Source organism: Noviherbaspirillum massiliense JC206 (assembly GCF_000312045.1).
Taxonomy (GTDB): Bacteria; Pseudomonadota; Gammaproteobacteria; order Burkholderiales; family Burkholderiaceae_D; genus Noviherbaspirillum; species Noviherbaspirillum massiliense.
The window spans coordinates 2,576,695-2,595,732 of the sequence record NZ_HE978634.1 but is presented as its reverse complement, the minus strand read 5'-3'; the positions used below and the strand labels follow the sequence as shown (position 1 = coordinate 2,595,732).

Annotated in this window: 16 protein-coding genes and 1 pseudogene; 15 read left to right on the top strand and 2 right to left on the bottom strand. The window is 47.2% G+C overall.

Annotated features, from left to right (window positions below; translation table 11 throughout):
• Positions 1 to 114 precede the first annotated feature (114 nt).
• The 12 genes from rfbB to HGHM_RS22660 all read left to right on the top strand — a co-directional run bounded on the left by rfbB (position 115) and on the right by HGHM_RS22660 (position 13,388).
• Complete coding sequence (gene rfbB / locus HGHM_RS12695; protein ID WP_019141912.1) at positions 115 to 1,182, top strand: dTDP-glucose 4,6-dehydratase; 1,068 nt, start codon at positions 115 to 117, stop codon at positions 1,180 to 1,182.
• The gene (gene rfbD / locus HGHM_RS12690; RefSeq protein ID WP_019141911.1) at positions 1,179 to 2,078 is read left to right on the top strand and encodes a dTDP-4-dehydrorhamnose reductase; all 900 of its coding nucleotides are present in this window, start codon (positions 1,179 to 1,181) and stop codon (positions 2,076 to 2,078) included. Before rfbB ends, rfbD begins: the two co-directional genes overlap by 4 nt.
• A complete protein-coding gene (gene rfbA, locus HGHM_RS12685; RefSeq protein WP_019141910.1) occupies positions 2,075 to 2,956 on the top strand; it encodes a glucose-1-phosphate thymidylyltransferase RfbA in 882 nt (293 codons plus the stop codon). Before rfbD ends, rfbA begins: the two co-directional genes overlap by 4 nt.
• On the top strand, positions 2,956 to 3,501 hold the full coding sequence (gene rfbC / locus HGHM_RS12680) for a dTDP-4-dehydrorhamnose 3,5-epimerase (protein ID WP_019141909.1): 546 nt from the start codon (positions 2,956 to 2,958) through the stop codon (positions 3,499 to 3,501). Before rfbA ends, rfbC begins: the two co-directional genes overlap by 1 nt.
• The gene (locus tag HGHM_RS12675; RefSeq protein WP_026075976.1) at positions 3,498 to 4,328 is read left to right on the top strand and encodes an ABC transporter permease; all 831 of its coding nucleotides are present in this window, start codon (positions 3,498 to 3,500) and stop codon (positions 4,326 to 4,328) included. The genes rfbC and HGHM_RS12675 overlap by 4 nt, the downstream gene beginning before the upstream one ends.
• Complete coding sequence (locus HGHM_RS12670; protein ID WP_019141907.1) at positions 4,318 to 5,613, top strand: ABC transporter ATP-binding protein; 1,296 nt, start codon at positions 4,318 to 4,320, stop codon at positions 5,611 to 5,613. Before HGHM_RS12675 ends, HGHM_RS12670 begins: the two co-directional genes overlap by 11 nt.
• Positions 5,598 to 6,290: a class I SAM-dependent methyltransferase gene (locus HGHM_RS22675; RefSeq protein ID WP_161603782.1), complete on the top strand. Its 693-nt coding sequence runs from the start codon at positions 5,598 to 5,600 to the stop codon at positions 6,288 to 6,290. Before HGHM_RS12670 ends, HGHM_RS22675 begins: the two co-directional genes overlap by 16 nt.
• A gap of 2 nt (positions 6,291 to 6,292) precedes the next feature.
• A complete protein-coding gene (locus HGHM_RS22670; protein ID WP_075111718.1) occupies positions 6,293 to 8,602 on the top strand; it encodes a glycosyltransferase in 2,310 nt (769 codons plus the stop codon).
• Complete coding sequence (locus tag HGHM_RS12645; RefSeq protein ID WP_026075975.1) at positions 8,599 to 9,933, top strand: glycosyltransferase family 4 protein; 1,335 nt, start codon at positions 8,599 to 8,601, stop codon at positions 9,931 to 9,933. Before HGHM_RS22670 ends, HGHM_RS12645 begins: the two co-directional genes overlap by 4 nt.
• Before the next feature lie 203 nt (positions 9,934 to 10,136).
• Positions 10,137 to 11,069, top strand: coding sequence for an NAD-dependent epimerase/dehydratase family protein (locus HGHM_RS12640; RefSeq protein ID WP_019141902.1), 933 nt, complete (start codon positions 10,137 to 10,139; stop codon positions 11,067 to 11,069).
• Positions 11,070 to 11,096: 27 nt separating this feature from the next.
• A complete protein-coding gene (locus HGHM_RS22665) occupies positions 11,097 to 12,434 on the top strand; it encodes a glycosyltransferase (protein WP_075111717.1) in 1,338 nt (445 codons plus the stop codon).
• A gap of 3 nt (positions 12,435 to 12,437) precedes the next feature.
• Positions 12,438 to 13,388 carry a glycosyltransferase family 2 protein gene (locus HGHM_RS22660; RefSeq protein WP_075111716.1) on the top strand — a complete coding sequence of 317 codons (951 nt, stop codon included), beginning with the start codon at positions 12,438 to 12,440 and terminating at the stop codon, positions 13,386 to 13,388.
• Between the two features lie 122 nt (positions 13,389 to 13,510).
• Here HGHM_RS22660 and HGHM_RS12625 read toward each other — a convergent pair whose 3' ends face one another.
• Positions 13,511 to 15,376: a glycosyltransferase family protein gene (locus HGHM_RS12625; protein ID WP_187370975.1), complete on the bottom strand. Its 1,866-nt coding sequence runs from the start codon at positions 15,374 to 15,376 to the stop codon at positions 13,511 to 13,513.
• 219 nt (positions 15,377 to 15,595) lie between these two features.
• Positions 15,596 to 16,294: pseudogene (locus HGHM_RS21270) on the bottom strand (SDR family NAD(P)-dependent oxidoreductase).
• 365 nt (positions 16,295 to 16,659) lie between these two features.
• On the opposite strand from HGHM_RS21270, the gene HGHM_RS12615 reads away from it, so the two are divergent.
• The 3 genes from HGHM_RS12615 to HGHM_RS12610 all read left to right on the top strand — a co-directional run bounded on the left by HGHM_RS12615 (position 16,660) and on the right by HGHM_RS12610 (position 18,906).
• Entirely contained in the window at positions 16,660 to 17,544 is an 885-nt protein-coding gene (locus HGHM_RS12615; protein WP_019141898.1) for a decaprenyl-phosphate phosphoribosyltransferase, read from the top strand.
• A 3-nt stretch (positions 17,545 to 17,547) separates the two neighbouring features.
• Positions 17,548 to 17,964, top strand: coding sequence for a divergent PAP2 family protein (locus HGHM_RS22655; RefSeq protein ID WP_075111715.1), 417 nt, complete (start codon positions 17,548 to 17,550; stop codon positions 17,962 to 17,964).
• Positions 17,965 to 18,066: 102 nt separating this feature from the next.
• Positions 18,067 to 18,906, top strand: coding sequence for a glycosyltransferase family 2 protein (locus HGHM_RS12610; RefSeq protein ID WP_026075974.1), 840 nt, complete (start codon positions 18,067 to 18,069; stop codon positions 18,904 to 18,906).
• Positions 18,907 to 19,038 lie beyond the last annotated feature (132 nt).

Genomic DNA, 19,038 nt, shown 5'->3' with positions numbered 1-19,038 from the left:
GGAGGCGGACGGTTATATATCAGAAGGAGTAATTGCCAAATTCGCCCCTGGTGGCCTTGCTGGAAAAGGCTAGTGGGTGACCCGTAAATGTAGTTGAATACTCAGGATGACAGAATGATTTTAGTGACAGGCGGCGCTGGATTCATCGGAGCTAATTTTGTGCTGGACTGGTTGGCCCAGAAGGATGAGCCAGTCATCAATCTCGACAAGCTTACTTACGCAGGCAACCTGGAAACCCTGGCTTCCCTGCAGGGCGATTGCCGCCACATCTTCGTACAGGGCGACATCGGCGATTCAGCCCTGGTGTCGTCACTACTGGCTCAGCACAAGCCGCGCGCCATTGTCAACTTTGCAGCCGAGTCCCACGTCGACCGTTCCATCCACGGACCGGAAGCCTTCATCGAGACCAACGTCGTCGGCACTTTCCGACTGCTGGAAGCAGCAAAGGCGTACTGGGGCGAGCTGTCCGGCGACGACAAAACGGATTTCCGCTTCCTGCATGTCTCAACCGACGAGGTCTACGGCTCTCTCGCGAAAGATGACTCGGCCTTCCGCGAAACCAATCGCTACGAGCCGAACAGCCCGTACTCTGCCAGCAAGGCGGCAAGCGACCACCTTGTGCGCGCTTATCACCACACCTACGGGCTGCCGGTTCTGACCACGAATTGTTCCAACAACTACGGGCCTTACCACTTTCCGGAAAAGCTGATCCCGCTGATGATTGTGAATGCGCTGGCGGGCAAGAACCTGCCGGTGTACGGCGACGGGCAGCAAATCCGCGACTGGCTCTATGTGAAGGATCATTGCAGTGCCATCCGCCGTGTGCTGGAAGCAGGCACGCCAGGCGAAACCTACAATGTCGGTGGCTGGAACGAGAAAGCCAACATCGATATCGTTCACACCATCTGCAAGCTGATGGATCAGCTGCGCCCCCGGGACGACGGCAGGTCTTATTGCGAACAGATCACCTTCGTGGCAGACCGTCCGGGCCACGACCGGCGCTACGCCATCGATGCCCGCAAAATCGAGCAGGAACTGGGCTGGAAGCCAGCGGAGACCTTTGATACCGGTATCCGCAAAACCGTGCAGTGGTATCTCGATAACCAGGATTGGGTACGCAACGTGCAATCTGGTGCTTATCGGGAATGGGTCGAAAAGAATTACGGTCGGCGAGCACCATGAAAATCCTGTTGCTCGGTAAAGATGGCCAGGTCGGCTGGGAATTGCAGCGTTCTCTTTCCCCGCTGGGCGAGCTTCATGCGTTCGGCAGAAACGAAGCCGACCTCGAAAAACCAGAAAGCCTGCGCCAATTAATTCGCGGCATTCAGCCTGCGGTGATTGTGAACGCTGCGGCCTACACCGCAGTGGACAAGGCCGAGTCCGATCCGGAGAAGGCGCGCCAGATTAATGCCCAGGCTCCGGGCGTACTGGCGGAAGAAGCCGACCGGCTGAATGCATGGCTGGTGCATTATTCAACGGACTATGTTTTTGACGGAAAGAAATCCTCTCCTTATGAGGAAGACGATCTGACCAATCCAATATCGGTATACGGTCAGACCAAGCTTGAAGGCGAACGGCTGATCCGCGATCATCACGCAAAGCATCTGATCTTCCGTACCAGCTGGGTATATGCCGCGCGGGGAGGCAACTTTGCCAAGACCATGCTGCGTCTGGCAAAGGAGCGCAATCAGTTGAAGGTCATTGCCGATCAATACGGAGCACCCACCAGCGCCGAACTGATCGCGGATGTCACCGCTCTTGTCCTGCACCGTATTGGCCAGCAAGCGAAACCTGAATTTGCCGGCGCCTATCATTTGACTGCAGGCGGGCACACCACTTGGCACGCATACGCACAGTATGTCCTCCAACGGGCCGAGTCGAGCGGCGCCATACTCAAGGCGAAAGGCGATGCAGTGCAGCCGATTCCCTCCGAAGCATACCCGCTTCCCGCAGTACGGCCGAAGAATTCGCGTCTGGATACAACCAAGCTGACTCAAACTTTCGATCTTCAACTGCCGGAGTGGCAATACCACGTCCGGCGCCTGATCGATGAATTGAGCGCCCAAGGAGCAATATGAAACGCAAGGGTATTATCCTGGCCGGTGGATCCGGTACCCGGCTTTATCCGGCAACGCTTGCGGTCTCCAAGCAGCTGCTGCCAGTCTTCGACAAGCCGATGATTTATTACCCGCTCAGCACACTCATGCTGGCCGGCATCCGGGATGTACTCATCATCTCGACACCGCAAGACACGCCGCGCTTCGAACAGCTTCTCGGCAGCGGCGAGCAATGGGGGATGGATCTCTCGTATGCAGTCCAGCCGTCGCCGGACGGATTGGCACAAGCCTTCCTGATCGGGGAATCGTTTATCGGGAACGATCTCTCGGCGCTAGTCCTTGGCGACAACATCTTCCACGGGCATGACTTTCACCACTTGCTTGTCAATGCCATGGGACGCGAGGAAGGCGCGAGCGTGTTCGCATATCATGTGCATGACCCGGAGCGTTATGGCGTCGTCGAATTCGATACGACAGGCAAGGCAATCAGCATTGAAGAAAAACCAGTCCAACCCAAATCCAGTTATGCCGTAACCGGTCTCTACTTCTATGATAGGCAGGTCGTCAATTTCGCCAAAAGCCTCAAACCATCGGTGCGGGGCGAACTGGAAATTACGGACCTGAACCGGTTGTACCTGCAGCAGGGAAGCCTTTCAGTAGAAATCATGGGCCGCGGCTACGCCTGGCTGGATACCGGCACTCATGAATCGATGCTCGATGCAAGCCACTTCATTGCGACGCTGGAAGCGAGGCAGGGACTAAAGGTCGCTTGCCTGGAAGAGATCGCCTTTCGCCAGAAATGGATTGATGCGGCTCAGCTGGAAAAACTGGCGCAGCCGCTTGGTAAAAATGGGTATGGCCGCTATCTGCAGCGGCTGTTAAAGGAAACGGTATTCTGATGAAAGCCACGCCTCTCGCTATCCCCGACGTTGTACTGCTTGAACCCCGCGTATTCGGCGACGATCGCGGCTTCTTCTTCGAGAGCTTCAATCAGCGGCAGTTCAATCAAGCAATCGGGCGGGAAGTAAAGTTTGTACAGGATAACCATTCGCGATCGGCGAAGAACGTGCTGCGCGGACTTCACTATCAGATCAAGCAGCCCCAAGGAAAGCTTGTTCGCGTAGTGTCAGGAGAGGTGTTTGACGTTGCCGTCGATATCCGCAAATCTTCTCCTACATTCGGGAAATGGGTTGGTGAAATTCTTAGCGCTGAAAATAAGAGACAGCTTTGGATCCCTGAAGGTTTTGCTCATGGCTTTGCTGTACTCTCCGAAACAGCAGAATTCCTGTACAAGACTACAAACTATTATGCTCCTGAATTCGAGCGCGCCATTCTATGGAGTGATCCTTCAATAAGCATTGAGTGGCCAATTAATTTAGAACCGCAATTGTCCAGCAAAGATAAAGCCGGGTTGCGCTTTGTAGAAGCAGAAGTATTCGCATGAACCCGCAAGCTCCCCATTCTACTTCGCTCTTCGAGTTAGCTCACAGCCTCTGGAGTAATCGACAACTCATAAAGCGGATGATTCGGCGCGAAGTCGTAGGCCGATATCGCGGATCAGTAATGGGTTTGGCATGGTCGTTTTTTAATCCGGTATTTATGCTTGTCGTATATACCTTCGTGTTTTCGACCGTGTTTAAAGCACGCTGGGGGATCGATGGCGATTCGGGTAAGGCTCAGTTTGCTGTTCTGCTCTTCGCTGGAATGATTGTTCATACTCTTTTTTCTGAAGTGCTCAATCGAGCACCCAGCTTAATTCTTTCAAACGTTAACTACGTAAAGAAGGTTGTATTTCCAATCGAGATACTGCCGGTAATTGCAATGGGTGCAGCGTTATTTCACACTTTTATTAGTCTAGGTGTTTTGCTGACTGCATTTGTATTTTTGAACCAGTATCTGCATTGGACAGTCGTTTTTGCCCCATTCATCCTCCTACCTCTAGTCGTAGTTACCATGGGAGTAGCTTGGATATTATCGTCTCTTGGCGTATTTTTACGAGATGTCGCACAAACAATCGGGATCATCACCTCAGTAATGATGTTTCTATCCCCGGTTTTTTATCCGGTGAATGCGTTGCCCGAACAACTTCGACCTTGGCTCATGGTCAATCCGCTTACTTTCATTATCGAGCAATTGCGCGAAGTGATCGTTTGGGGCCATACGCCTAATTGGGTAGGGCTAGCTATTTATACACTGGTTTCAGTTGTTGTGGCTTGGATTGGTTACGCCTGGTTCCAAAAAACCAGGAGAGGGTTTGCAGATGTCCTTTAATGACCAGGCAATCCAAAGCACGCTAGAGAAGGATATGGTGGAAGTCGACTTTGCAATTCGCGTCAGTAATCTCAGTAAACGTTACCAAATCTATGACACTCCACGTGATCGGCTTAAGCAGTTTGTCGCTCCACGCTTGCAACGTCTTATTGGAGGAACGCCTAAGCAATACTACCGTGAATTCTGGGCGCTGAAAGAAGTGTCATTCGAAATCAAGAGAGGGCAGGCATTAGGAATACTTGGACGCAATGGAGCAGGAAAATCAACTCTTCTCCAAATTCTATGCGGTACGTTGACTCCGACAAGCGGCACAGTGGAAGTCAATGGAAGGATCGCGGCACTGTTGGAGCTCGGGGCAGGTTTTAACCCAGAGTTCACAGGGCGTGAAAATGTATTTATGAATGCTAGCGTATTGGGGCTAAGTCAGAAAGAAATAGAGGCACGCTTCGACGATATCGTCGCTTTTGCAGACATCGGCAATTTTCTTGAGCAGCCTGTAAAAACCTACTCCAGCGGGATGTTTGTCAGGCTGGCGTTTGCTATAGCCGTCCATATTGAGCCTGATATATTGGTTGTCGACGAAGCTCTCAGTGTCGGTGATATCGCATTTCGCAATAAGTGCATATTGAAGATCAAAGAGCTTCGCGAAAGAGGTACAACCCTTTTATTTGTGTCGCATGATTTAAGCACGCTTCAAATGATCTGTGATTATGTAATTTGGCTCAACGCTGGAAAAGTGAAAGCTATGGGGCACCCTATTCATGTTTGTTCCGAGTTTTACATTTCGATGATAGGAAGTGAATCAGAGCAGAACAATAAGAGCGACATTATTAAGCAACAAAATACAGAGATGGCCAGGTTCACGGAATGTGCTTTGGCTCGCCCCTCGAATGGTGAGTCAGCAATTTACACCGTGGGAGAAAAGATGAAATTTAATTTTGCACTAGAGGCATTGCAAAATTTAGATGAAGTCATTTTCGCGATAAGTGTTTATCGGAATGACGGGGATTGGTTAATTGGTCAAACAAGCCGGGAATGTGGTGTTTTTTGGCCAGCCGTTAGAGGCGGCGATGTAGTTCGGGGTGAGCTAGTCTTTACGCCGATTTGTTTTGCACCAGGAGATTATATGGTGGCGTTAGGGGCATATTCAAAAGATCACTCTATTTGCTACGCCGTGACAGATTTAACGGTTTATTTTTCAGTGAGATCATCTTTTCCAACTTGGGGAAAGTTTATACATCCATGTGAATGGATAGTGGGAGGCGGCAAATGTCTTCCACATTAAAAGAAGATCTAGAGGGCTTAAAACGAATCTCAAGTGTGAATATCGACCTAAGTCATCATCATTATTTGGCGTTAAGTTTTTTGCATGATTGGATGTTTCGTAAGGGACTTCCAGCAGCTAAAGGTGTTCTTTTGGACTATGGGTGTGGGGGGCAACCATACAGGCAAATACTGCAAAAAAATATTCGACGTTATATTGGTGCAGATGTGGCTGCGGCTGCCGGGGTTGAACTAGATATTGAGCTGGAGCCAGGATCTCCCGTGCCGCTGCCAAATGAATCTGTAAATACCATTCTTTCTACGCAAACATTGGAGCATGTATATGACTTCGATTTTTATTTGCGAGATTGCTATAGGCTTTTAGCGAATTCAGGATGTTTAATAATTTCTGTCCCTATGGAGTGGAGACATCATGAAGTGCCTCATGATTATTGGCGATTTACAAAATTTGGAATCAGTAGAAAGTTAGAGGATATTGGATTCAAAATTGAAGATGTTGAATCTGCAGGTGGCGTTTACATACTGATCGCGCAAATATTTCTCGATCACCTCTCTGAACGTCAAATATATAAGCCAAGTATCAATAGAATCATTAATCGCTTAGCTCTTTGGTTAGATAAGCGCATACCTGATGCCAATAATACACAGACTTGGATGTGTATTGCTCGGAAAGTCTAATTATGGATTACGGAAGTTTGAGCGAAGAAGAGTCTCGCGCCATTATTAACAAGACGCTTGAGGAAGTAACTTGCCCGGTTTGCAGGCTTAGAAATGCAAAAAGGAAACTATGCAAGGTAGGTAATTATGAGGTCGTCGTTTGTGATTTTTGTGACGTTGATTTCGTTTTTCCAATGCCGACAGAAGCAGAGCTTCGAAATTATTATGACGGTTCACAATATTTCGAAGGGGGTATTCAAGGGGGATACGATAATTACGATCTGCAAACGGCAGGCGTACTGGAATTATTTAGCAATCTACTTGAACGCTTTCCGAATAACAAAAATATGTCTGTTCTGGACGTCGGATGCGCCTACGGAACGCAACTTAGCATAGCTGCAAATCGAGGTTGGAAATGTTTTGGTGTTGAAATATCTGAACACGCGAGAAATACTGCGACGCGCCGGCTTGGTGCAAACGCAACAATTGTTAAAGAGGTAAATGACTTGCCTGATGGGCATGAATTCGATCTCATCGTAATGCTGGATGTCCTTGAGCATTTGCCCAACCCATACAAGTTGTTTGAAGATCTTTTCAGTAAAGGATTGATTGGGAGGAAAACTACTTTAGCTATTACTACACCGAATGCAAGATCTGTTGATGCAGTAAAAAATCCGTCTAATTGGATTTATCGACACCCTCCAGCCCACGTTGTTTATTACTCTACTTATTCGCTCCAATATCTTCTCGAGAAGGCGCAGTTTAACGACGTGAAAATTTCAGGGGTATATGCATCTAGAGTAGATTCAGGCATAAAACTAGATATCCGAGAACATGCAGGCTTGTTGGCATTGGCTTCGGCCAACTGCATGAAGCAGCAAATTACACCAAAGGGCATATGGCGCAATGAATCGGATTTGGCAGTTTCGCAGGTTCACAAACTTCGAAGCGAGCTAAGGGAAAATTTAGAGTCCCTTGAGAAGTTAAAGCATGCCAAAGATATTCTTAAGAACATAAAGGCGGAATATTTGCGTGTAGAAAATGAGCTTGACGCAATAAAACGAACTAAGTGGTTCAGATTGCGAGACGCGGTCATTCATCAACCGTGGGGCTTGAGGAAATTGGCAGGTATCACCTATTTGTTCGTATCAATGATCGCTCCTTCTTTTGTCCGTGCGGCGCTCTCTCCATTAGTTGGTTACGTCAGATCGTGCTGGACCAAATTTCGCTATTTACCTCGATCAGCCAGTAGCGAAAATAATCCTTATGTGGTGCGGCAGCCGACTTCCATCTCATTCAACCGGCCGCGTGTAATTCATGTCATTGCAAATTTCATGTTGGGAGGCTCTTCGCGTCTAGTTATAGATTTGATCGAAAGTCTTGGTTGTGATTATGAGCAGAGCATCGTAACGAGTTTTATTCCAAGTCCGCCAGCATATGTTGGACTAGATATTACCGAGTTCAGATTTCCCGACGGGGAACGGCCATTTCTTAGGCATTTTTTGCGCCTTAAACCCGACCTGATTCATGTCCACTACTGGGGCGACACTGATGAATCCTGGTATGCCAAAGCAATAGAGGCAGCAGAGCGTTTAGGTATTCCGGTGATCGAGAATGTGAATACTCCAGTAGCGCCTTTTACGTCTGACTCTATTCGTAAATATGTTTACGTTAGTGATTATGTTCGAGACGTTTTTGGTAAGGACCATCCTTCTCACATGACTATATATCCAGGCTCGGATTTTTCGCATTTTGAACGAACAATTGACGAATCGATTCCCAACGATTGCGTCGGAATGGTTTATCGACTGGAGCGGGATAAACTAAATGAGCGCGCCATTATTCCTTTTATCAGGGTGGTTCAAAAGCGTCCGCAGACCCGAGTATTAATCGTGGGAGGCGGGAGTCTATTAGAACCTTTCCGCCGTACGGTTGCAGAGGCCGGGGTCAGTGATAACTTTGAATTCACCGGATATGTCAGCTACGAAGAGTTGCCTAAATATTACCGCCGAATGTCCTTGTTTGTGGCCCCTGTCTGGAAGGAGAGCTTTGGCCAGGTTAGTTCATTTGCGATGAACATGCGAATACCCGTCGTGGGATATGACGTAGGGGCCCTAAGTGAAATCGTAATGAATCGTGATCTTTTGGCGCAGCCCGAAGACGCAGAAGCGTTATCGGACATCATTGTTGACTTGCTTGATTCTCCCGAGGATCGAGAAAAAATTGGTGACCTTCAGCGTCAACGCGTTCGGAGTCACTTTTCTGTTGAAGCAATGGTTAGCGCTTACCAAAGCGTTTATCAAGAAGTGCTGGCTGAGCAAGTGAGTTCATGAAGATCGTTTTCTTTGTTCACTGCTTCTTTCCTTCCCATTTCTATGGCACGGAAACATATACGCTTGAACTTGCTCGATGCTATCAATCTTGGGGGCACGACGTAACAGTCGTATCAGCCATTTTTCAAGGCGAACAACCAAGCTCTGACTTGATTACTCATTACAAATATGCAGGTATCCCGGTCATATCTATCGACAAGAACCGTATCCCGCATTCAAGAGTGAGCGAAACATATTATCAAGTGGACATGCGGCCAGTGCTGGAAAGTGTTCTCAGGAAGCTGCAGCCCGACGTCGTACATGTCACGCACTTAATTAACCATACGGCTGCTCTATTGGAAGTTGCGAAGCATCTAAATATTAGAACTTACGCTACGTTCACTGATTTTTTTGGTTTTTGCTTAAATAATAAACTTGAAGCGGCTGATGGCGAACTATGCCGAGGCCCATCATCAACACGGGTCAATTGCGTTGCTTGTCACTTTAAAGCGGCCGCAAATAGTTCATCAATTGATCCTTTTTTGCGCTACGCGGGTACTCCCCGCAATGCAATGTGGCTCGCATCCGGGATAAATGCTATACGCCGTCTACCCGGCCTCCGTGGCAGCCGTATAGATTGCGTCGTTGATGACATTGTGTGCCGCCCGACAGTCCTTGCGGAACTATATAACACTGCTTACAGAGCCGCGGTTGCGCCAACGTCGTTTCTTAGGAGCGCGTACGAAAATAACGGCATTCGCGTTCCAATGCACAATATCTGGTTTGGTGTTGATATTGAACGTAAGCCTAAACCCAAGCGCTTGAGGGGGCATCGCCCGATAATCGGTTTTATCGGCCAGATCGCGCAACACAAGGGACCAGATCTCCTTATCGAGGCTTTTAAGCGCTTGCCAAAGGGAGCGGGTGAGCTGCGTGTCTACGGGCCTTTCAATCAAGATCAAGCGTACATGAGCGAGCTAAGAAATATGGCTACCGACGACATATCTTTTCTAGGCACCTTTCCGAAGGAGCGCATGCACGATGTCCTGGAATGCCTGGATCTCTTAGTTATTCCTTCGCGGTGGTATGAAAACAGCCCTTTAGTACTCTTAAGCGCGCTTGCAACACATACACCGGTTGTCGTATCGGACGTTGCGGGCATGACAGAGTTTTTAGAAAATGGGCGCAACGGATTTGCTTTTGAAAGAGGCAACGTAGACGATCTTGAGCGCGTTTTGGTGAAATTGGTAAGTGAACCTGAGTCCTTGTTCGAGTTATCAACGACGACGCATTTTGAGCGAACGCCCGAACGTATGGCCCGTGAGACATTTCAAATTTATGACGTGGCGTGATCTCATCTTCAGCTGACGCACGCCCATACAGGCAGTACACATAGGTCGTTCGTCTTTATAGGCGCAATTTCATTGCGTCAGTGTCTTCGCAATTTGAACTAGGGCTGCTGCTAGGCGTGGCGCAGCTATTCGAGTCAGTTGGTCTCCATCGGTAGCGCATATGGTGAATGTCTCTTGACATTCTTTAAAAGGATATCCAAAAAATGAAGTGTGTTATTTTTGGTGGCGGCGGTTTCATCGGCTCAACCATAGCAGATCGTCTTTTGAAAGACGGACACCGACTAAGGATATTTGAACGTCCAAGAGTTGAGCCTTATCGCAAGTTTGATACGAAAGAAGATGTGGAATGGATCACTGGCGATTTGCAAAGCACTCATGACGTCAGCGACGCTGTGAGTGGTGCGGATGTAGTCTTACATCTTGTTTCTACCACGCTGCCGAAAAGTTCTAATGACGATCCAATTTACGATGTGCAGACTAATCTTGTGGCATCGCTCCAGATGCTTAACGCTATGGTGGCGCATAAGGTTCCCAAGATTGTTTTCATTTCCTCCGGTGGGACAATCTATGGCGCGCCGTCATACATTCCAGTTGACGAGAAACACCCTACGAACCCTCTTGTTTCCTATGGAATCACAAAACTCGCAATTGAGAAATACCTAAAGTTGTATGAGCATATGCACGGCATTAAGGCAATTACACTTCGAGTTGCTAATCCTTACGGCGAGCGCCAACGCATTGAAACCGCACAAGGAGCTGTCGGTGTTTTCCTCCATCGTGCTATCTCAGGAATGCCGATCGAAATCTGGGGCGATGGAACGGTCATGCGCGATTATCTTCACATCAGTGACGTGGCTGAAGCGTTTTGCCAAGCAGTTCAATATCAAGGGAACGAAAGTGTCTTCAATATCAGTTCGGGATCGGGCACTACTTTAAATGATCTAATTTTGTTGCTCGAGGATGTGCTTGAAAAACCTATTGAACGACACTATTTGCCCGGTCGCCCATTTGATGTTCCTGTTAGTGTATTAAGCAACGATTTGGCTCGGACGGAATTGAATTGGGCCCCGGCGACTTCTTTGCGGGAAGGTATAAGACGTACTGCGGCGTGGATGAGAGCAGAGCTGGCTAGGTGAGCTACTTTATCAATTTCATTATCCTCCATGAGAATTCTGCTAACTGTTCATCAATTTTTTCCGCAATATGCATCTGGAACAGAAGTCTTAACCTACTCGGTAGCTAAAGAGCTAATCGCCCGTGGTCATGACGTTCGGATCTTGACCGGATATCCCGCGGCCGATGAGTTATTAGAGGTACACCGATTTGACGAGTATGACTTTGATGGCATCGCTGTCTACCGGTTTCATCATTCCTATACTCCTATGGCGGGTCAGAATTCCCTTATCGAACTTAGTTACGATAATAAGCTCGCGGCGAGTTATTTCAGACAAATCCTTAAATCGTTTAAACCTGAAATAGTCCACTTTTTCCATCTAAACCGGTTAGGCACGGGACTCATCGAATGTGCTGTGGAAGCGCGGATTCCTGCCTTCATGACGCCCACCGATTTCTGGGCCATTTGCAATTCTAGTCAGCTTGTGTTGTGTGATGGCCAAGTATGTAAAGGCCCAAGCGCATATTCAGGGAATTGTGTAAAACATTTGGCACAACAAACTCAATCTGGACTGGTCGCTAAGGTCGCCGAATGGATACCAGTCAGCTGGGTCGATGCAATCGCTCACCTGACGCAATTGGGAGCCCTGCCTGCGTATCCGCAAAGAGAAGAAATTAAAGCAGTTAGCTCTCGCATTCATATCAACGTTGCAAGGCTTAATCAGTTAAACAAAATTGTTGCTCCTAATCAGTTCATGACCGGACTCTTAATACGATATGGGGTATCTGCGGATCGAATAATTGAGTCTGCATATGGAATTAACGTTGGTTTGGAGAAATTGCCACGCTTAGCGCCTCGCCAGCCAATTCGAATTGGCTTTATAGGTACGCTTGCTAAACATAAGGGCTGTCACATTTTAATTGATGCATTTAAGGAGTTGCCTCCTGACCTCGCGACCCTCAAGATTTTTGGTAATCCGGCCGACTTTCCAGATTATTCGATGGAATTAAAGCGATTAGCTGGGTGCGACAGAAATATCGAGTTTTGTGGGGTCTTTCCTAACTCAAAAATTTCCGCGGTCTTGGAGGATTTGGATGTGCTTGTTGTGCCATCTTTATGGTACGAAAATACTCCTTTGGTCGTGTATTCGGCTCAAGCAGCAAAATGCGTTGTAGTGGCCTCTAATTTCCCTGGCATCTCCGAAGTTATTTGCAATGATGAGAACGGATTGCTTTTCTCTCCAGGAAATCGAATCGAACTTGCAAAGCAGCTTTTGCGCCTGGTTGAAGAACCGGGACTATTCAACCGTTTAAGTTGTCGAGCGAGAAAGCCCAAATCTACTGCTAATTATGTCAATGAATTACTGGCCGTATGGGGAGAGACATAATTCATGTCAGTGACGGTTATTATTGTTAATTGGAATAGCGCAGATCTTCTAAGTACCTGTCTATTTCATCTTGCTAACCAGACTATAAAACCAAAACAAATATTGGTGATAGATAACGCAAGTCGTGAGGATCCTAGTGAACTCGCAAAGAAGTTTCCTGACGTGACTGTCATTCGAATGAAGTCGAATTTAGGTTTCGCTGGGGCCAATAACGTAGGGTTGAGACTTTGCAACACCGAGTACGTTGCCCTATTAAATCCGGATGCTTTCCCTAAGCCTGATTGGTTGGAGCATTTACTAGAGGCTGCCGCCACTCATCAAAACGCAGCAGCTTTTGGCTCACGTCAACTGTGCTACGAGCGGCCCGAGGTTTTGGACGGAACCGGTGACAGTTATAACATGAGCGGCCGTGTTCGTCGGGAAGGCTATGGCATGCTCGCTAAACCTCAAGATTTGGTCAGCCGAGAAATATTTTCTCCTTGTGCAGCCGCAGCCTTGTACCGCCGTACAGCGCTGTTGGCTATTGGCGGTTTCGACGAAGACTACTTTTGCTATGTCGAAGATGTTGATGTGGGTTTTCGATTGCGATTGGCCGGCTATAAAGCGCTATATGTCCCTAATGCTGTGGTGCATCATGTTGGATCGGCTAGCACTGGAGGGCGGCATAGTGATTTTTCTGTATATCACGGCCACCGAAACTTAGTGTGGACATTTATAAAAAATATGCCAAACGTGTTATTTATATTGCTGCTACCGCTACACCTACTACTGAATTTAATTTCGATTTTCCGATTTATGCTTCGGGGCCAAGGCAGATTGATTTTGCGCGCAAAATTGCATGCGATTCGAGGTTTACCTGAAGTATGGGCAAAAAGAAGGCATGTTCAGCGGACGCGTGTCGCGAAAATATGTGAAATATGGTCCGCCTTAGATAAAAGACTAATTCCATGGTAACAAACATCTACTCAATCTCTTAAACAGAACAAGATAAGAGGTATATATGTCATGTAATGGCCTCAATTTCGGATTTGCGTGATATGTCTATCTGACTATATTTGTCGCATCTGATTTAAGCTTCAATGAATTGATAGCAATAGCCAGTCGGTATCCGCGTTACCATTGTTTTCAACAGTAATATTTAACGGCTGTTGCTTAGTCACAGCGATATCACCTCGAAAAGGTTCGTTAACTTTGACAACAGCCTCCATAAGTTGCTTCTCATTTTGTGAAATACGTATTAGTACGTTGCCAGCCCCTCGCCGGATTGCCTCTTTAGGAATATTTGCGATACGACCGTAAAAGCGCAATCTTCCATGATCATTATTATTCAAATATTCGGCGACACTAAAGCTAAATTTGGTCGGCGTATTCTTGCCGGGGTGTACAAACAGTGTATCCACTCCGAGTGATCTTAATGTACCGAACTGGTCGCCGAGTTCAAAGTCCTTCACAAAGGACATGAGGTCCTGCGGAGGCGCGATATTAGAGATCTGCGCAATTGCATCTTTACGAGCAAGTACACCAAAAAAATAGTCCTTTCCCAACGAATAGGTTTTGTCAAAAACTTTGACTACACGATAGTGTTCGGTGTTGACTCCACTAAATTTAGGATTCATTGGAGTCGTACCTGAATCACCTTGCAGAATGAGAATCTCTGGACGATATCGCTCGATTAAGTCTCCTGCTTCATATCGTCGATTAAGGAATGAGCCATCTAATACTTTGCGATGTGAGTAGTAGGCAGGATGTCCCCAGCGTGAATAGACAACAAAATTTTTGGGCGTATTTTCTTCAACCCATCGACCAGCTTCTGCACGGTCAGCCTCAAAATATGAGGTATATGTATTAATCTGAGATGTATTGAGCTTCTCAGAATTGATGGCATTGGCAGAGATTACTGTAATAACTAAAAATGCAGTCGCACGGCCGAGCCACACGCCACTTTTAAGCGGTAGGTTGATTAATTGTGCAAGCAAATTTGCACCGATCGCTCCCCAAATTAGCATTGAATATACTGCGGGCATCGCGTACCAGTTATAGGGTTCAAACGGATACTTCAATGTGTAGGCCACTAGATGAACAAGCACCATGCCGACGAGGAAAAATGCAAATGCTATCTTTACGCCTGCAACACGTAATAAAGCGAATATGGTTAATCCAGTCATCCATTTATGGATGCCAACCCCAAATATAAATTGCCCAAACCAAGTCCAATCAATGCTTTTTGGATAATCGTTTTGGTGCAAAGATTTCGTAAGAAATGAATTTGGCACTGGTGCACCGAAATGAAACCAGGCAAAACCATACCATGCCAAGCCAATGGCAGCCGCAAGAATACAAGCAATTTTGGGGAACTTTTTCTCTTGAATCCAATGGGCAAATAGAAGTAACCCTCCTGCCGGAACAAGGTCAAGCTTATTTACCATAAGCAGGCCGGCGGCTAGCCCAACTATCCATGCGGAAGGTCTGTACAAGAGTGTCCATGCTGCAAAAGTCAGCAACGCAATGGTCAATGGAGTTTCCAATCCTGAACCCAAAAACCACATCATGTAAGAATCTAGCGTCGCAAAGGCAAGGAAGGCAATTCCTGTCCATATACCGAATCGATGACCGAGCATGAAGGCGGTCGCAGCCAAGCTAATAGAAGCTAAAGTGAATCCCATACCAATAACGGCCGCCTCCGGACCAATTCCTAATGCCATTGGAAGGGTGATTAATAGTGGGTAGAGAGGGGCAGAGGCTCCCCACACAGGGGCCTCCCCAATATTCCAAACCCAAAACTCTCCTTTAAGCATATTTTCTGCGTAGCGCAAAAAAAATGCGCCGTCATCAACCAGTTCTGGTCCAAGGCGGTAATACATTGATAAAAGCAACACTAGTACACTGCTGCAAAACAGAATTAGTATCTGTGTAGTCGTAAAACGTGTATTAGTCGAATTCATTTGCGAGCTTCTATATGGCGTGCAATCGTGTAAGAAAATCTACTAAAAGACTTACTCAAGATATGGTGCGATGGGAACTATTAATACGTTAAAACCCGCCTTTGTTTTGGAAGCTAGGCGACAAGAACTTCTTTTTTTCGCTAGCTGCTTAAGTTTCTGGAATTTATAAACTCATTCTCTTGAAGAGTCGTTCTGGCAAGGCTTTTATAATCAGCATAATTAAATGCCACTATCCTGGTAAATAGGCAATATCTCGCCTTTTAAGATCGATCGTTCCACCCCTTTTTCGATAATGTTCGGGCTAGTCCAAAGTGCCCCTTTTCTAAACGCACTTGTCATTGGAGTGTCGACGAAGCTAGATTTGATCGTTAAAACATTCACACCGGATTTATGAAGACGATTCCGTAATCCTTGAAGAAAAATTGCCGCTGCGCCTTTTGCTGTTCCGTAGATATAGTTGGACTGACGCCCTCGGTCGCCGGCCACCGAGCCGACGACCGCAATCGTGCCATGCCCCCGCTGCTCAAAATAGTTCGCCAAGTAAGTAAGCAGCGAAATTATGCTAATGACATTTGTATTCAACTCTTACAGAGTCTTCTCAAAACTCCGCCTGCATTCCTCTTCATCACTCAATGTTCCGTGAGCGATTAGCACTATGTCGATCTCGCCCATTAAATTGATCACTTTGGAAAGCAACGCTTCGTGAGTATTAAACTCATTGGCTTCAAACGATGAATAGTCCGCTGATGCTGCACCTTCAATTTTCAACTCGTGAGCTAAATCTTTAAGCGGCTCCTTAGACCTAGCCAACAGATAGAGCGCCGCTCCTCTTTTTGCAAATCGACGTGCAGTTGCTTCGGCGACTGCGGAGTTCGCGCCAATAAGAAGTATTTTCTGCGTTAGTCCAGTTTTCCTCAAAATATTCGGAGAGAAGCGACTTATCTTTCGTTTGACGTCAATCCCAAGCTATATGGAATAGATCCGATAGGGATACTCGATTGGGGATTCTTTCTGAATATTCGTCTTCCTTTTGTAAAGGAGTTAGCGCTTTCATGATCTGTAAGCCTTGGCGAAAAAGCGCATATATTGCCGGGGTTTTTGCAATTTTAGCAATGGTGCCGGAGCCGCCAGCAGAGGAAATTGACCTGATTATGCCGCCATATACCCGGATCGCACATTTGGTTCGCTATTATTTTCCGTGGCACCAATTAATGCGAGAATTACGCTCTTTGTAATTTTTTTCGTCGCAGACTGCTCTATTAACGCTGCCTAATTAAAAGCGCATGCATGATAACGTAATAAGGCGCTCGCCTATAGAAAAACTGCGTGGACTAGTCGCGCTTATGCGTCCTAAACAGTGGGTTAAGAACGGCTTTGTGCTCGCGCCACTTGTATTTGCAGGTGAGTTTTTGAAGCCGGAGGCGATCGGGCTCTCGTTGTTCGCTGCATTCCTTTTCTGTCTGGGTTCGTCGGCAGTCTATATCGTTAATGACATACGTGACATTGAAGGTGATCGCCGCCATCCAAAGAAATCCAAGTCACGTCCCTTGGCCGCAGGCGTGATTGCAAAAAATACGGCAATAGCCTTGCTCCTTTGCTTATATGGGGTATTGGTCATCGCCTGGAAAATAGCGCCGGCCGTCGTATCGGTAATCGCCGGCTATTTGTTGCTAAACGTAGCCTATACCTTTGCCCTCAAACATCAGCCAGTTATCGATATCTTCACGATCGCCATTGGTTTCGTGCTTCGCGTATATGCCGGTGCAGTGGCGCTGACAGTTCCATTATCTGGCTGGATGTTTATTACGACGCTTTGCCTGGCGCTATATCTTGCAGCTGTTAAGCGAAGACAGGAGCTTAGTCAAAGTGGTATTGAAGGTAGAAAAGTACTTGAAAAATATTCTGTCTCACTAGTAGACCGCTATGCGGAAATGTCCGCAACGGGAGCTTTGATTTTCTATGCTCTGTTCGTAATGTCCGCCAAACCCAACATGATCATTACAGTGCCTCTGGTTCTATTTGGGATGTTTCGTTACTGGTTTGTCGTAGAAGAGCTTGATGGAGGTGAATCACCAACGGATGCCTTGCTCGCGGACTGGCAGTTGCTCGTTACAGTAATGCTTTGGGTCGGAGCCTGTGGATGGGCTCTCTGGCCTGTGAAAGGATAATCCGTGAGTATTTCATATGTGATTACGCCATTTGCGGCATGGCTGGTTGCTGGCACACTGAAATTCATAATTAACAGCGTACGTTCAAAAACATTTGCATTCGGATTGATTGGTTACGGGGGGCTGCCGAGCAATCATAGTGCTATCGTAAGTAGTACGGCCACGCTTATCGCGCTCAAAGAAGGAATCTCTCATCCCGCCTTTGGTGTCGCGGTAACCATTGCGTTTATCGTCATGCTTGATGCAAATAGCTTGCGTAAGCAAGTAGGAAGGCAAGCTGCTGCTATTAATAGATTGTTTTCATCAGAAGGCTTGACGGAGTGCTTGCGAGAGCGGATCGGGCACAGTCGAATCGAGATTGCGGCTGGAGTTTTGGTCGGCATTGCCGTTGCTTCTTCTGTAAATACAGTATTCCGATAAAAACACTCCGGATAGAAAGGGTGTTTTGAGTAATCTGGGTTGATTCCGCTTTTAAAGCATTGGCACTTGAACTATGTTCCGAGTCCTTAACAAGGTGGATTAATGCTCATTAGCTGTTCAGTGGTTTGCTATCAGAATGCGCCGGAACAAATCGCCCGGGTATTAAATAGCCTTGCTTCCTGTCCACACTCAGATTCTCCAGAGTTGTGGGTGACCTTGGTTGATAATTCGCCGGACGACGGACTAGCCGCGGTGGCCCGAAACTTTGGTGTGGCTTATATTCATTTGCCCGAAAATCCAGGATTCGGTGCAGGCCACAACGTCGCGATTCAAAGTGCCATTGAAAGGGGAGCCGCGTATCACTTGGTGCTCAATCCGGACACATACTTTAATAGTGACGTTATTCCGGCTCTTACCGAGTTCATGCAAGAACATACCGACGTCGGAATGATCATGCCGGACATACGTTATCCCGACGGAAGTCGGCAGCATTTGTGCAAGCTGTTGCCAACACCATTGGACTTGTTAATGCGCCGCTTCGCGCCGGGGCTCTATAAATCTTTTGGCTGGATTGACCGTTATGAACTGCGCATGAGCGGCTACGAAAAAATCATGGATGTGCCGGCGCTGTCTGGCTGTTTCATGTTTATTCGGACCTCGGTATTGGGCGAGGTTGGTGGATTCGACGAGCGCTTCTTCATGTATTTGGAGGACGTCGACTTGTCCAGGCGGATCGGACGCGTTGCCAGGACGGTGTATTTCCCGCTTGTGTCAATCACCCATGAGTATGTGAAGGGTTCCTATAAAAATAGAAAGCTGCTCTTTCACCATATTCGATCAGCAGTTCTCTACTTCAATAAATGGGGCTGGTTCTTGGACAAAGAGAGAAGCGCGGTTAACCAAGCGGCTTTGGAGCAATTTCAGTCCATACACGCCTGGTAAGCAATAGTCGCTAGCGACTCCTTCGTTGCTTCGAGGCCGGAGATGCAAGTTTTGCAACTTAATTGTATTGCATTGGTTTAAACTATCAGCCATTTTGCCGCCTGTTTAGAGCAGCCGACGCTGGCATTGGAT